At 53.8% G+C, this 13,317-nt stretch carries 16 protein-coding genes and 2 pseudogenes; 3 read left to right on the top strand and 15 right to left on the bottom strand.

Annotated elements, in window-relative coordinates; translation table 11 throughout:
* Positions 1–101: 101 nt before the first annotated feature.
* Positions 102–824: a hypothetical protein gene (locus WX88_RS21990; RefSeq protein WP_046246586.1), complete on the top strand. Its 723-nt coding sequence runs from the start codon at positions 102–104 to the stop codon at positions 822–824.
* Positions 825–1,464: 640 nt separating this feature from the next.
* On the opposite strand, the gene rpsN is transcribed toward WX88_RS21990, so the two are convergent.
* The 14 genes from rpsN to rplC form a co-directional block, all read right to left on the bottom strand.
* On the bottom strand, positions 1,465–1,734 hold the full coding sequence (gene rpsN, locus WX88_RS21980; RefSeq protein ID WP_035567891.1) for a 30S ribosomal protein S14: 270 nt from the start codon (positions 1,732–1,734) through the stop codon (positions 1,465–1,467).
* A gap of 12 nt (positions 1,735–1,746) precedes the next feature.
* Positions 1,747–2,295: a 50S ribosomal protein L5 gene (rplE, locus tag WX88_RS21975; protein ID WP_046246584.1), complete on the bottom strand. Its 549-nt coding sequence runs from the start codon at positions 2,293–2,295 to the stop codon at positions 1,747–1,749.
* Between the two features lie 15 nt (positions 2,296–2,310).
* On the bottom strand, positions 2,311–2,655 hold the full coding sequence (gene rplX / locus WX88_RS21970; protein WP_082116232.1) for a 50S ribosomal protein L24: 345 nt from the start codon (positions 2,653–2,655) through the stop codon (positions 2,311–2,313).
* 3 nt (positions 2,656–2,658) lie between these two features.
* On the bottom strand, positions 2,659–3,027 hold the full coding sequence (rplN, locus tag WX88_RS21965; protein WP_046246583.1) for a 50S ribosomal protein L14: 369 nt from the start codon (positions 3,025–3,027) through the stop codon (positions 2,659–2,661).
* Between the two features lie 9 nt (positions 3,028–3,036).
* The gene (rpsQ, locus tag WX88_RS21960) at positions 3,037–3,333 is read right to left on the bottom strand and encodes a 30S ribosomal protein S17 (RefSeq protein WP_046246582.1); all 297 of its coding nucleotides are present in this window, start codon (positions 3,331–3,333) and stop codon (positions 3,037–3,039) included.
* A gap of 5 nt (positions 3,334–3,338) precedes the next feature.
* Positions 3,339–3,551 carry a 50S ribosomal protein L29 gene (gene rpmC, locus WX88_RS21955; RefSeq protein ID WP_046246581.1) on the bottom strand — a complete coding sequence of 71 codons (213 nt, stop codon included), beginning with the start codon at positions 3,549–3,551 and terminating at the stop codon, positions 3,339–3,341.
* A 3-nt stretch (positions 3,552–3,554) separates the two neighbouring features.
* Positions 3,555–3,980: a 50S ribosomal protein L16 gene (gene rplP / locus WX88_RS21950; protein WP_046246580.1), complete on the bottom strand. Its 426-nt coding sequence runs from the start codon at positions 3,978–3,980 to the stop codon at positions 3,555–3,557.
* A gap of 142 nt (positions 3,981–4,122) precedes the next feature.
* Entirely contained in the window at positions 4,123–5,013 is an 891-nt protein-coding gene (rpsC, locus tag WX88_RS21945; RefSeq protein ID WP_046246579.1) for a 30S ribosomal protein S3, read from the bottom strand.
* A gap of 6 nt (positions 5,014–5,019) precedes the next feature.
* Positions 5,020–5,433, bottom strand: a complete 414-nt coding sequence (rplV, locus tag WX88_RS21940) for a 50S ribosomal protein L22 (RefSeq protein ID WP_046246578.1) — start codon at positions 5,431–5,433, stop codon at positions 5,020–5,022.
* Position 5,434: 1 nt separating this feature from the next.
* Positions 5,435–5,713, bottom strand: a complete 279-nt coding sequence (gene rpsS / locus WX88_RS21935; protein ID WP_046246577.1) for a 30S ribosomal protein S19 — start codon at positions 5,711–5,713, stop codon at positions 5,435–5,437.
* Between the two features lie 3 nt (positions 5,714–5,716).
* Entirely contained in the window at positions 5,717–6,544 is an 828-nt protein-coding gene (gene rplB, locus WX88_RS21930; protein ID WP_046246576.1) for a 50S ribosomal protein L2, read from the bottom strand.
* A 51-nt stretch (positions 6,545–6,595) separates the two neighbouring features.
* Positions 6,596–6,883 carry a 50S ribosomal protein L23 gene (rplW, locus tag WX88_RS21925; protein WP_046246575.1) on the bottom strand — a complete coding sequence of 96 codons (288 nt, stop codon included), beginning with the start codon at positions 6,881–6,883 and terminating at the stop codon, positions 6,596–6,598.
* Positions 6,884–7,522 (bottom strand): 50S ribosomal protein L4, encoded by a 639-nt coding sequence (gene rplD, locus WX88_RS21920; RefSeq protein WP_046246574.1) that lies wholly within the window; start codon positions 7,520–7,522, stop codon positions 6,884–6,886.
* A gap of 8 nt (positions 7,523–7,530) precedes the next feature.
* Entirely contained in the window at positions 7,531–8,151 is a 621-nt protein-coding gene (rplC, locus tag WX88_RS21915; RefSeq protein WP_046246573.1) for a 50S ribosomal protein L3, read from the bottom strand.
* 461 nt (positions 8,152–8,612) lie between these two features.
* Here rplC and WX88_RS32175 point away from each other — a divergent pair, with 461 nt between their 5' ends.
* Positions 8,613–10,136 carry an ArnT family glycosyltransferase gene (locus WX88_RS32175; RefSeq protein WP_082116231.1) on the top strand — a complete coding sequence of 508 codons (1,524 nt, stop codon included), beginning with the start codon at positions 8,613–8,615 and terminating at the stop codon, positions 10,134–10,136.
* Positions 10,137–11,083: 947 nt separating this feature from the next.
* Positions 11,084–11,917, top strand: a pseudogene (locus WX88_RS32310) (IS982 family transposase).
* A gap of 434 nt (positions 11,918–12,351) precedes the next feature.
* Here WX88_RS32310 and WX88_RS31545 read toward each other — a convergent pair.
* Positions 12,352–13,070: pseudogene (locus WX88_RS31545) on the bottom strand (IS5 family transposase); the annotation flags it as partial.
* Positions 13,071–13,317: the final 247 nt, after the last annotated feature.

Here is a 13,317-nt window from a genome sequence, read left to right as displayed (position 1 = left end):
TCGCTGGCAGCCAACACCCCCACCGCCCAGGCTCAGCTTTTCTTGCCTACTATTGGAGCGCCAGCGGGCGACGTTGCCCGTGGTTACCTCCCCAATTCAGCATGGCCAAAGTCAAAAACAAGCTCTTCAGCCGCAAATTCCGCAACTGGCTGTTATACCTCGTAGTGTCGCGGCAGGATTTGAAATCCATCACCGGCTACACGCTGCAAGCCCTGAAGCAGGACGGTGACCAGTGGCAGGAAAAAATCGCCCTCCTCCAGCCCTTCTACGACAGCTTCGACACCAAGCTCACGGCAACGGCCGGGGCCAAAGCGGGCCAGGGCTCCCAAACGATGCTGGCCGAGACGGCATTTAGCCTCGTGAAGCAGTTCATGAAGCGGACCTACAAGCTCCATTTCGCCGCGCTGGAGGAAACAGCCCCCGAGCTATTCAAGAAATTCTTCCCGGAAGGACGCTCGCAGTTTTCGCAGGCTTCACGCCAAACGCTCGGCACTGCCTTCGCTGCCTTCGTCCAAACGCTGACGGATAACATAAATGCCATACCCCAGGGCGCCGGCTTGCTCAAAGAAGCCTCCAGCCTGGCCGACCAATACACCATCGCCCGACAGGAACAGGACCAGCGCAAAAAGCAAGTCAAAACCGCCGGCACGGCCCTCGATACCGACGAAACGGATATTCTGACAGAGCTATTCGGCGTGTACGCCGCCTTGCTGGCTTTCTACTACAAAACGCCAGAGCGCGTAGCCGATTACTTCGATTTCTCGGTGCTGCCCCCCTCCCGCCGGCAGTCGGAAGCCGACGATGCAGCCCCCACCGCCGCCTAAACCGCCCTCCGATAGGTGACAGGCACCAGCAGATTTCCCCAGGTGCCCATCACGAGGGTTTCAGAGCCCTTTCAGTTTCTACAGGTGTCTGTAACCCGGGTTACGGGCACCTGCGGTTTTCGCTAGTGCTCTGTAACTCCGGTATTCATTAAGTAACTACAATAGCTACCTATCTATCCTCAATTCTTATTTACCGGAGAATTGTATCTGCTGCCAATTACTCTGCTCATCTTTCCGAATAACCCTATCATAAGACTATCCCCTTGCGGGTAATATGAAATGGGCATCCGATAGTGCATGCATCCTTGACGCATTTCGAGGGTATCTCTCGTTTTGTTGAATTCAGAGTAGTAAGTGGTATAATGATTCCAAACCACAAAGTCTGGTTGTGGCATCTTGCTGTATTCGCCAATTATGATTGTCGAATCATTGGGGGCTTTATCTCGCCGCCACTCGCCCTTGATTCGTTGCCTAATATTCGCAGGGTTCTTATGTTCGCAGCCAATCAACAATGCGGTGGTAATGCAGTAGATTGAATTGATATTTTTCATCTCGACAGGTATAGCATAAAAGCAAAATTCCCAAGTTAAGGTCAGAAACCTCAACTTGGGAATTAAAACTTTATTACGAAAATTGAAGCTTACCAGCTCGACTTGGTCACACCGGGAATCTTCCCAGCGAGAGCCATTTCGCGGAAACGCACGCGGCTGATGCCAAACTTGCGCATATAGCCGCGGGGGCGGCCGTCAATCATGTCGCGGTTGTGCAGGCGCACGGGCGAAGCGTTTTTGGGCAGCTTGTCGAGACCTTCGTAGTCGCCGGCAGCTTTCAGCGCCTTACGCTTCTCAGCGTAGCGGGCCACGGTGGCAATGCGCTTGCGCTCCCGTGCTTTGATGGATTCTTTAGCCATGAGTGGTCGGGGTTATTTCTTAGCGTTAGCGAAAGGCATCCCGAAAGCCTTGAGCAGCTCGTAGCTCTGCTCGTCGTTTTCGGCCGTGGTCACGAACGTGATGTCCATGCCCGAAATGCTTTTGATTTTGTCAATCGAGATTTCGGGGAAGATGATTTGCTCCTTCACGCCGAGCGTGTAGTTGCCACGACCATCGAAACCTTTGTCGTTGATGCCTTTGAAGTCACGTACGCGGGGCAGGGCTACCGTCAGCAGACGGTCCATGAACTCGTACATGCGCTCGCCGCGCAGGGTCACTTTCGCCCCGATGGGCATGCCCTCGCGAAGCTTAAAGTTCGACACCGAACGCTTGGCGATGGTCGGAACGGCTTTCTGACCGGTGATGGTCGTCAGCTCTTCCACGCCGTTGTCCACCAACTTTTTGTCGGCAACAGCAGCCCCAATACCGCGATTAATGCAGATTTTGGTGATGCGCGGTACCTGCATGATGCTCTTGAACTGGAATTTCTCCTGGAGCGCGGGTACGACGTCTTTCTGATAAATGTCTTTGAGACGGGCCATGATGAAGGGGGCTGCTTAAGCCGTTTTGGCAGAGGCACGCTTGGCTTTGGCAGGAGCAGCAGCCGGAGCTGCGGCGGCTGCGGCGCCTTTGCGCACCCGCTCACCGGTGGTGGGGTTAATAGCCTGCACGTTGCTCACGTGGATAGGCGCCTCAATCTTGGTGATGCCGCCCTGGGGCGATTTGGCGCTCGGCTTGTTGTGTTTCGTTGCCAGGTTCAGCCCTTCCACGATTACGCGCTGGGTCACCCGATTCACCGACTTAATAATGCCGGTTTTGCCCTTTTCGTCGCCGGCAATCACCTTTACGGTATCGCCCGACTTCACGTGCAGTTGCACGGGGTCTGCTTTTTTGATAGCCATAACTTAGAGTACTTCGGGGGCCAGCGATACGATTTTCATGAACTGACGCTCACGCAGCTCACGGGCCACTGGGCCGAAGATGCGCGTTCCGCGAGGCTCGTCGTTGTTGTTGAGCAACACGGCCGCGTTGTCGTCGAAGCGGATGTACGAACCGTCTTTGCGGCGTACTTCCTTCTTCGTGCGCACCACTACGGCCTTGCTCACGGTGCCTTTTTTAGCGTTGCCCGAAGGGATAGCCGACTTAATAGCTACCACAATCTTATCGCCAACGCTGGCGTATTTCTTGCCCGTGCCACCCAGAACCCGGATGCAGAGGACTTCCTTGGCGCCGCTATTGTCGGCAACCGTCAGGCGGGATTCTTGCTGTATCATTTGTCTGGATTATTTAGCGCGTTCAATAATTTCCACCAAGCGCCACCGCTTGGTCTTGCTCAGCGGGCGGGTGCTCATGATGCGCACCGTGTCGCCTTCTCCACACTCGTTTTTCTCGTCGTGGGCGTGGAATTTCGTGGTTTTGGTCACGAACTTACCGTACATGGGGTGCTTTTGCTTCTGCACTACAGCTACGGTGATGGACTTATCCATCTTGTTGCTCGTCACCGTGCCGGTGATTTCCTTGCGCAGGTTACGCGAGGCCTCAGCAGCGGTTTGGTCTTGGGTTGTTACGTCGGTTGCCATCGGAATTAAGCGGGATTAGAGGCCTGCTCGTTGTTCCGACGAGTCTGCTCGGTGAGCAAGCGGGCGACGTTCTTACGGCTAGCCTTGAGGCGGGCGGGGTTTTCCAGGGGCGAAATCGCATGGGCGAAACGCAACTGCTGGCCCTGAGCCTGCTCGGTTTTGATTTGCTCTTTCAGCGCTTCAGCGGAAAGGCCTTTGAGGTCGGTCTTATTCTTCATGACTTAAGCAGCGTCCGTATAGTCGCGGCGAACCACGAATGAAGTTTTTACGGGCAGCTTCTGAGCCGCCAGACGCAGCGATTCTTTAGCTACTTCCAGCGAAACACCGTCCGACTCAAACATGATTTGACCGGGTTTTACGCAGGCTACCCAATATTCAGGCGAGCCTTTGCCCTTACCCATTCGCACCTCAGCAGGCTTCTTGGTAATGGGTTTGTCGGGGAAAATGCGAATCCATACTTGCCCTTCGCGTTTCATAGCGCGGGTCATGGCGATACGAGCAGCCTCAATCTGGCGAGCCGTAATCCAAGACACTTCTAGCGACTTGATAGCGAACGAACCGAAGTCTATGGAGCTGCCGCGGTAGGCTAAGCCTGTTACGCGACCCTTTTGCATCTTGCGATACTTGGTCCTTTTCGGTTGTAACATTTTATTAAAATTTTAAAAAGAATTCTTTGGGATGTAGAGACGCGATACTTCGCGTCTCCGGTTCCGCGCCATTGGGCTAAAGCGGAAAAAATCATTCTAGCATAGAGACGCGAAGTGTCGCATCTCTACGCCGAACAATAATTTAGCGACGCGGGCCGCGGGCAGCACCGGCTCCACCACCTTGAGCGGGGCCATTGCGACGAGGACCGGCGTTGTCGCCGCGGGGTGCACCACCGCCGGCGTTGCCGCCACGGTCGTTGCCACCACGACCACCACGGTCGCCATCGCGACGCGGGCCACGGTCACCGTCCCGACGCTCGCCGCGGGGGCCACGGTCGTCACGACGACCACCGCCACCTTCGCCGCCACCGGGGTTGGTGAGCTGCTGGTTCGGCGAGAGGTCGGGCTTGCCGAACACCTCACCGCGCATCACCCACACCTTGATGCCGATTTTGCCATACACGGTCTGAGCTTCCGACAGAGCGTAGTCGATGTCAGCGCGCAACGTGTGCAGCGGTGTCCGACCTTCCTTGTACTGCTCCGAACGGGCAATTTCAGCACCGCCGAGACGGCCACCGCACTGAATCTTGATGCCTTCGGCACCAACACGCATAGCAGCCTGAATCGACATTTTCATGGCGCGACGGAAAGAGATACGAGCGGCCAGCTGCTGGGCGATGCTTTCGCCAACCAGCTTAGCATCCAACTCCGGACGCTTGATTTCGAAGATGTTGATTTGAACGTCTTTGCTGGTGATTTGCTTCAGTTCGTCCTTAATCTTGTCTACTTCCTGACCGCCTTTACCGATTACCACCCCCGGACGAGCCGTGTTGATGGTGATGGTGATGCGTTTTAGAGTGCGCTCAATTACAATGCGGCTGATGCCACCCTTCTGAATACGCGCATTGATGTATTTGCGAATTTTCTCGTCCTCCACCAGTTTCTCGGCGAAGTCCTTGCCGCCGTACCAGTTGGAGTCCCAGCCTTTGATAACTCCCAGGCGGAAGCCGGTTGGATTTACTTTCTGTCCCATATTAAATTAGGAGTTGGCGTCGGCCTTAGGATTTTCGGTGGTGGCGGCTGCTTTGGCGGCCTTGCTGCCGAGCTTCTCTACTTTCGTATCGATTTTCAGCGTCACGTGGTTGCTACGCTTGCGGATGCGGTGGCCACGGCCTTGGGGGGCGGGGCGCAGACGCTTCAGCTGACGGCCTTCATCCACAAAGATTTCGCTGATGTAGAGATTTGCGTCCTCAATCCGCTCGTCTTCGTTGTGCTGCTGCCAGTTGGCCAAGGCCGAAAGGAGCAGTTTCTCAATCTTCTCGGCGCCAATGTTGGCTTCGAAGCGCAGCAGGCCGAGGGCCTGAGTCACTTTCTTGCCGCGCACGAGGTCGGCCACCAAACGCATCTTGCGAGGCGAGGTCGGCACATTACGGAGTTTTGCTACTGCTTCCATCTTAGCGCTTGCCTTTATCTTTTTTGGCGATGTGACCACGGAAGTTGCGCGTTGGAGCGAATTCGCCCAACTTGTGCCCTACCATATTCTCGGTCACATACACCGGGATGAACTTATTGCCGTTGTGAACAGCGAATGTATGGCCAACGAAATCCGGGGAAATCATCGAGCGGCGCGACCAAGTCTTCACCACCGATTTCTTACCAGCCGTTTCGAGTGCCGTGACTTTCTTTTCCAGCCGGAAGTCAATGTACGGCCCTTTTTTGAGTGAACGTGCCATATGTTACTTCTTGCCTTTGCGGCTCACAATCAGGTTCTCCGAATACTTATTTTTATCACGGGTCTTGTAGCCTTTCGACAGCAGACCTTTGCGGCTCCGTGGGTGACCACCCGACGATTTGCCTTCGCCACCACCCATGGGGTGATCAACGGGGTTCATGGCTACACCACGAACGCGGGGACGACGACCAGCCCAACGATTACGACCAGCTTTACCCATGCGGACGTTCATATGGTCACCATTCGATACCGTGCCGACCGTAGCCATGCAAGTAACGAGGACCATACGCATCTCGCCGGAGGGCAACTTGAGCGTGGCGTATTTCTCCTCGCGAGCCACCAGTTGCGCGTACGTGCCGGCCGAGCGGGCCATAGCAGCGCCCGTGCCGGGGTGCAATTCGATATTGTGAACGATAGTACCGAGGGGAATCTCACGCAACGGCAAGGTATTGCCCACCTCGGGAGCTACACCGGGACCCGATACTACGGTCGTCCCAACCGTCATACCGGCGGGCGCGATGATGTAGCGCTTCTCACCATCTGCATAGTTGAGCAGAGCGATGCGGGCGGTACGGTTAGGATCGTACTCAATGGTCTTCACGGTAGCCGGAACACCGGCTTTGTCGCGTTTGAAGTCCACGATACGGTATTGGGTCTTATGACCACCACCAATATAGCGGTTGGACATTTTACCGGAAGAGTTCCGGCCACCCGATTTAGGGAGGGAAGTCATCAGTGACTTCTCCGGGGTCGACGTAGTAATCTCGTCGAACGCCGGTGCAACGCGGAAACGTTGCCCTGGGCTGGTTGGTCTGAGTTTTTTAAGTGCCATTACTAGCTATTTGTGCTTTTGCGGCGAAAAATTTGAGGCGAAGCAGGCGGCCTAGAGGTTGCCGTAGAAGTCGATTACATCGCCTTCTTTCACAGTAACAATGGCTTTCTTGCCGTGGGCGCGACGGCCGGTTACCTGACCGGTCTTGGTGCCTTTTGACTTTACTTTGCCAATGGTGCGAATCGTGTTGATGTCGGTCACGGTTACGCCGTACAGCGTTTCGATGTCCTTCTTGATTTGCACTTTGTTAGCCGTACGCTCCACTTCAAAAGTGTAGCGACCTTTTTCATTGAGGCCGGTGGCCTTTTCGGTCACGATAGGACGTTTCAGGGTGCTCATTTATTCAGCGGTGCTATAGAGTTGAACCAATGAAGCCAAGCCGTCTTCCGAAATTAGTAACGTATCCGTGTTAAGCAGGTCGTGCGTGTTGAGACCAATGGGAGTCGACACTTTCACTTTCTGCAGGTTGCGGGCGCTGAGAATAACGTTCTTGTTTACCTCACCAGTAACAAGCATGGTCTTTTTGCCATTGTTCAGCTTGAGGCCGTCGAGGATGGCAACGAAGTCTTTGGTGCGGGGAGCAGCCAGCGAAATGGTTTCCACGAGGGAAATTTTGCCGTCTTTGGCCAAGCTCGACAGGGCCGAGAGGCGAGCTACGCGCTTGGTCTTCTTGTTCAGCTTGAAACCGTAGTCGCGGGGCTGCGGACCGAACATGCGGCCACCACCTACGAACACACCTGATTTCATGCTGCCGGCACGGGCACCGCCCGTACCTTTTTGTTTCTTGAGCTTCTTCGTGGTGCCGTGCACCTCGTTGCGCTGCTTGGACTTGTGCGTGCCTTGGCGCTGGTTAGCCAAGTACTGCTTTACGTCCAGGTACATCACATGCTCGTTCGGCTCGAGGCCGAAGATGGCGTCAGACAGGGTCACCTTGCGGCCGGTGTCTTCGCCTTTAAGGCTATAAACAGAGAGTTCCATCGTAAAGTCTATTTCTCGATTACCACGTAAGAATTCTTAGCACCGGGAATCGAGCCGCTCACCAGAATCAGGTTCTTATCACCCACTACGCGCATCACCTTCAGGTTTTGTACTTTCACGCGGTCATTACCCATACGGCCACCCATGCGCATTCCTTTGAACACGCGTGAAGGCCAGGAGCAAGCACCGATAGAGCCGGGGTGACGCAGGCGGTTGTGCTGACCGTGAGTCTGGCCACCAACGCCCTGGAAGTTGTAACGCTTTACGACACCCTGAAAGCCCTTGCCTTTGGAAGTGCCAACTACGTCCACAAACTCTCCCTCTTCAAATAGAGTAGCGTCGATGGTTGCGCCAGCGGCATAGGTGGATTCGGCATCGAGGCGGAATTCAACCAGTTTTTTCTTAGGGGTAGTGCCAGCTTTTTTGAAGTGACCAACCAAAGCCTTGGTGGTGTTCTTCTCTTTTTTCTCGCCGTACCCAATTTGAATGGCGATGTAACCGTCATTCGCGATAGTCTTAACCTGCGTCACTACGCACGGGCCCGCTTCGATGAGCGTGCAGGGAATGTTTTTCCCATCCGGAGTGAAGAGGCTTGTCATACCGATTTTCTTACCGATGATGCCAGGCATTCTATTTGGTGATTTATGAACACAAAAAGAAAACGGCCGAGTGCCGTTTTCGCTAAGGGAGTGCAAAGATAGAAAAAAGGCCCGGCAATCACAATGACAACCAGAAATATTTTCTAGGTGAGGCTGTTAGCTCTTCTTTCTATTTGCATGATGTAGTTATTGTATCAAAGTCAATCAGGTTCAGTTCGTCAGAAGCCATTTATGGTGCAGAAGCTGTCAATTACAGATGTTCTATCAAAATATGCAAAAAGAATGCTTCACGTTCAACCGTGTAAATTAAGCTTAATTCCCCTTGATTTTATACTTAAAGCGTATCATACACCATAGCGGTAGACCATCTTTGCATTCTCATTATTCATTGCGTGGTCTTTTGACGCCACTTTTCCTGAGCGAGATCTTGCCTAGGTGTATCCTTGAACTGAGGACAGTCCTTAAGCAAGTAAGTGCCCCTGATCTATTTGATGATCCTAACTCCACCTGAAATTCGACGATTGGGCCGCATTGGCGGCGTGCTGTTAGGTATTATTGCCCCAATTGGGTTACTTACTGACTTAGGTGGTCTCACCTTGCGGCAATGGGATGAAGCACGATTGGCTGTAAGTGCTTTAGAGATGTCAAAAACTGGGGACTGGCTTGTGACAACTTTCGGATACAAGCCTGACCTATGGAACACGAAGCCGCCGCTCATGATATGGCTGCAAGCCGGGCTTATTCGCTTAATAGGTCCTAGTGAATGGGCGGTGCGCTTACCCGCTGCCTTAGCGGCACTAGCATCCATTGGTTTAGTCTACTTATTTATGGCCAGGTTCCTGCGACGTCCAGTCGGAGGATTATTGGCCGGCTCTGTTCTGATAAGTGCGCTAGGATTTTTGGGAGAGCACCACGGCCATTCTGGCGACTATGATGCGCTCCTCACCTTGGCGCAGTTACTATTAGGCTTATCGTTGATACTTATACTCGAAACCGGTCATAGCCGCTGGTGGATAGGAATAGCCGTTGGGCTTATCATGGGCACTCTTACTAAGGGCGTAGCCGTGTTGCTCCCTCTACCTGGTGCAGCTCTTTATTGTCTGACGCAACGCCATGGTCGTCAGTTACTGCTTAAGCCAGGTTTGTGGCTTACCCTACTGATTTGGAGTGCGGTAACGGTGGGATGGTATGCCCTTCGCGAATGGCTAGCACCTGGCTATTGGCCTGCAGTTAACCTCAACGAATTGGGTGGGCGCTACGGTACCACATTAGAGGCCCATTATTCTCCTTGGTACTACTACATTGAACGCATGGTTCACAGCAAACTGCTGCCATGGGTTTATGTGCTGCCTTTGGCAATTCCCTTTGCTTTGCGCCATCCCAATGCCCGGGCACGGCGCGTGTCGTGGTTTGCATTGAGTTGGGCCCTAGGATTGCTACTTGTGCTAACCTCCGCAAAAACCAGGATTGAGTGGTATGCCATTCCATCTTATCCGTGGCTCGCAATATTAGTGGGGCTGGGGGCCCCCCGCTTGGCCACTTACCTACTGAGGCGAGCACCTAAGGGGGCAATACAAATGAGTCTGCGGGTGCTACTCACTGCATTTATCATTCTTCCACCTCTGCTCACAATTCGACATGAATTGCGTGGTAATTGGCGAGACCCGTTTGTTGACGAGTGGCCAGGTTACGCTATTCGAGAGTTACGCAAAGAGGCGCACCCGCCAACACCCCTATACGTAGTGGCTAGGCCAGGTTTCTACCGAGCATTACGGCCATCTACGGCAGTAGGTGGCTTTCATGGATACAATGCATCGCTGCGTTTCTATGTGCAAGCATACCCCAAGGCTGTGCGTGTGGTGCCTCGTGCTACTATAGCCACCCTGCAAGGCCCTGGATACATACTCACTGCTAATTCGGCTGATTCTGCTCAGGTTCGCTTAACCTTTCCTAAGGCGCCGCACCGCGCTGTTGGCCGCTATGCTTGCTGGCTCTGGACGCTGCCTACACCCTAGGGAGAATACCATTGTATTTAAGCATCCACGTTGCATAAGATAAAACATGCATGACCGCACTGAGCCTTGAATTTTATGCCCCTACTCGAAAACAAATGCCATCTAATCTCTACTAACTATCGTCTTATCGAATGGGAAGCGTAGAAATGCACTGAGCAATTATCTGTATCTGAGCCTTAGCCCAATCCAACAGGCCTGACAACTCATGGTTACAAGACTTTCTGGCCGCCCTTCTATCAGCGCTGGATATCCTCGTCGCTGACAACGTTTACAATACTAACAGCATTAGGAAAATTATCATACAATATAAATCCGAATTTGTAATATCATTCTAGGAAAATCGCTTGGATTAGCGCGGTCCCATGATGAAAACCTCTATGCCGACGCAACAAAGTCGAACGCTTTTTCTGATAACTCAAGAAGGCCCAAAGATTCGCTACCTGCTATGCAAAATGACTAGTTCCTTTCTCACTGTGGCCCACATGCCGTTGCATGCAGAGTAATACACATAATCCAAGGAGTCGCTAATGCTTAAGAGTCATACGCGCTGTCTGTGATCGATGAAAATAGTATATACCTTACTTTGTTAAATTAGAATGAATATTTCTGCTCGCTCGCTTAACAGCCCCAACGCTTAAAGCTTGTATTCTCGGTACACTTGGCATTGCTGTAATCTCAGGGTCAGGTATCTATAGGTACGACTTGAATATGAGTATCCTGTCTATTGGGTAAACGTACGTCGGGTTAGGCGATACAGATCAACAAGACCAACTACTAGTATTAGCGCAAATAACCTCGCGCTTAAATATATAAAATATCTGCGCCTCAGAAAACCGTAGCTAGCAAATCCAAGTTGCGGATCGATTGGACAGACCTAAAAAGAAGTCTGTTCCGCACGAAACAGAGTAGGTTTGAAGTATCTGACGCTTCACTCCATACGCTTGCTCATGACGAAACAGACCGTGGCAATGTACTGCTTTATGGACGATTTGCTCACGGCTTGCCGGCCGGCGTGGGCGCCGCAGCCGGACCCGCGCCAGCACCTGTTCGACGCCGGAGGAGTGACCACGGCGTTGGTGGGGGCCCGCTACTTCGGGGGCAACTTGGCGCAGGCGCGGCGTTACCTGCAGGCCCACTGGGGGCAGCGCGAGTTGCACAAAAATGGTTTTTCACGCCAGGTGTACCAGCTCAAAGACGTGTTGGACGAGCTATTCGCCACCTTCGGCCAGCTGCTCAAAGCCCTGCACACCGAGGCCCGCTACGTCATCGACTCGTTTCCTGTACCCGTGTGCCACAACACCCGCATTCCGCGCTGCAAGCTATTGACAGGCAAGGCCTATCACGGGCGCTGCGCCAGCAAGCGCTGCTGGTTCTACGGGGTAAAAGTGCAGGTCGTGGCTACCGTGGACGGGCGGCCGGTGGCCTACCATCTCCATCCCGGCGGCGAGGCGGATATGACGGGCTTGCGCTAACTGGACCCGGACCTGCCTGACGGCAGTGTGCTTTATGCCGATGCGGCCTACACCGACTACGCCCACGAAGACGTGTTCGAACAAGCCACCGGCTGCCAGCAGCACACCGCGCGGCGCGCCAATAGCAAACGGCCGCACGAGCCGGCCCGTGCCTTCCTGATCGAGCACTTCCGCCACGGCATCGAAACCTGCTTCAGCCAACTCACCGTGCGTTTCCCCAAGAAGATTCACGCCACCTCCGCCGCCGGCTTCGCGCTCAAGATCGGTCTGTTTGTCTTCGTGCAAACCCTCGACCGGTTCGGCTTATAGAACCCTCCGCAACTTGGGTTTGCAAGGAATAGTAGAGCAGGGTGCCAGTACCGTTCGTGCATTGAGTATTAAAAAGCGTAAAGGCAATAGGTATTAAAGCCAAACTCAGCATTAGCGTAGCATAGTCTTCAGAGCTAAATGCTGACCCTTTCCGTAGTTTGTCCCATGTCCCTAGTAGCAATGGAACCAGTGCTATGGCTGAAGCCATCATAAATCCAGCAATCCCCAATGTTTATAGGTTAGACTGGCGTATCGCAATATGTCTGGCGCATTGTTTGCAAAACCTACCATCCACGACTTAAAGGTATGCATAGATACTAAATGATAAAAATCAACTCTATGCATAATGACGTAGCCGATACATCCTAAGCTCTTGGCTATCGCCCCGAATAAATGATGCCAACACGAGTACCTGCACTAGAGCTTGAGGACAATCAGCGGAGCCAATCGAGGGCCGCGGCGATATGCCAGAGGGCCAAGAAAGAGATGACCGTTTTTTCGTAGCGCGTAGCTAGGCGCCGATACTGCTTCAGGCGGCCAAAAAAGCGTTCGATTTTGTTGCGGTAGGTTTCTGCGTCCATCTCGACGGGTTCGACCCGCCCTGGGTGACTGGGAATGACGGCCTCAATGCCGTTTTGGGCATAGTAGGTGCGGTTTTCGTCGCTATCATAGGCTGTATCGGCCAGCACTTTGCCTGGGTGCAGGCCCGCGAGCAAGGGCAGGGCCTGCGGGCAGTCGCCGGCTTGGCCACCGGTGGCAATCAGGCGCACGGCGTTGCTCAGCGCGTCAGTACAGGCGTGGATTTTGGTGCCCATGCCGCCGCGGCTACGGCCCAGGCACTCGGTCAGCGGGGTCCTTTTTTTTGGCCAGCGGCATGCTGATGGGCCCGTAAAATGGTCGAATCCAGCATGACCCAGTCCAGTTCCGGGGCTTGTAGCGCCTCAAATAAGCCTTCCCACACGCCTTGTTGGGCCAGTCGACGAAATCGTCGACACACCGAATTCGATTTGCCGAAGCGGGTCGGCAAGTCAGCCCACGGCACACCGGTGCGCATAAGCCACACGACGGCATTGAAAAACAGGCGGTTATCCTGGTCTGTGACACCGCAGTCCGTCGCCTTGCCTGATAAAAGCGGCGCGACCACGGCCCACTGACGGTCAGTTATTTCATGTCGACGCATCCGCTTAAACTAGTGCTGACCAAAGATGATTGTCCTCAGGCTCTAGCGCCTGTTAGGGACTTGTAAAGAGCTGTAGCGCCGAAGCCTTGGCGAGCATCAGGCTGACAAAGGCCAGGTAGTGGAGCTGCTGCAGACTCACAGCCCGGCGTTCGTAATCGTGGGCCAGGCGCTTGCAGCGGGCGCTCCAGCTCCAGCTGCGCTCGACGACCCCGCGGCGGGG

The sequence above is a fragment of the Hymenobacter terrenus genome (assembly GCF_000972495.1).
GTDB classification, from domain to species: Bacteria; Bacteroidota; Bacteroidia; order Cytophagales; family Hymenobacteraceae; genus Hymenobacter; species Hymenobacter terrenus.
This window is presented reverse-complemented; position numbering and strand designations above follow the sequence as displayed.

Bases quoted from the DNA above. Each gene is read 5' to 3' on its own strand.
- rplD (WP_046246574.1), bottom strand. From the start codon at position 7,522: ATGGAACTCTCTGTTTATAGCCTTAAAGGCGAAGACACCGGCCGCAAG.
- rpsS (WP_046246577.1), bottom strand. From the start codon at position 5,713: ATGGCACGTTCACTCAAAAAAGGGCCGTACATTGACTTCCGGCTGGAA.
- WX88_RS32175 (WP_082116231.1), top strand. From the start codon at position 8,613: ATGATCCTAACTCCACCTGAAATTCGACGATTGGGCCGCATTGGCGGC.
- rpmC (WP_046246581.1), bottom strand. From the start codon at position 3,551: ATGAAGAATAAGACCGACCTCAAAGGCCTTTCCGCTGAAGCGCTGAAA.
- rplB (WP_046246576.1), bottom strand. From the start codon at position 6,544: ATGGCACTTAAAAAACTCAGACCAACCAGCCCAGGGCAACGTTTCCGC.
- rplN (WP_046246583.1), bottom strand. From the start codon at position 3,027: ATGATACAGCAAGAATCCCGCCTGACGGTTGCCGACAATAGCGGCGCC.
- rplC (WP_046246573.1), bottom strand. From the start codon at position 8,151: ATGCCTGGCATCATCGGTAAGAAAATCGGTATGACAAGCCTCTTCACT.
- rplE (WP_046246584.1), bottom strand. From the start codon at position 2,295: ATGGCCCGTCTCAAAGACATTTATCAGAAAGACGTCGTACCCGCGCTC.
- rplV (WP_046246578.1), bottom strand. From the start codon at position 5,433: ATGGAAGCAGTAGCAAAACTCCGTAATGTGCCGACCTCGCCTCGCAAG.
- rpsC (WP_046246579.1), bottom strand. From the start codon at position 5,013: ATGGGACAGAAAGTAAATCCAACCGGCTTCCGCCTGGGAGTTATCAAA.
- rplX (WP_082116232.1), bottom strand. From the start codon at position 2,655: ATGGCTATCAAAAAAGCAGACCCCGTGCAACTGCACGTGAAGTCGGGC.
- rpsQ (WP_046246582.1), bottom strand. From the start codon at position 3,333: ATGGCAACCGACGTAACAACCCAAGACCAAACCGCTGCTGAGGCCTCG.
- WX88_RS21990 (WP_046246586.1), top strand. From the start codon at position 102: ATGGCCAAAGTCAAAAACAAGCTCTTCAGCCGCAAATTCCGCAACTGG.
- rplW (WP_046246575.1), bottom strand. From the start codon at position 6,883: ATGAGCACCCTGAAACGTCCTATCGTGACCGAAAAGGCCACCGGCCTC.
- rplP (WP_046246580.1), bottom strand. From the start codon at position 3,980: ATGTTACAACCGAAAAGGACCAAGTATCGCAAGATGCAAAAGGGTCGC.
- rpsN (WP_035567891.1), bottom strand. From the start codon at position 1,734: ATGGCTAAAGAATCCATCAAAGCACGGGAGCGCAAGCGCATTGCCACC.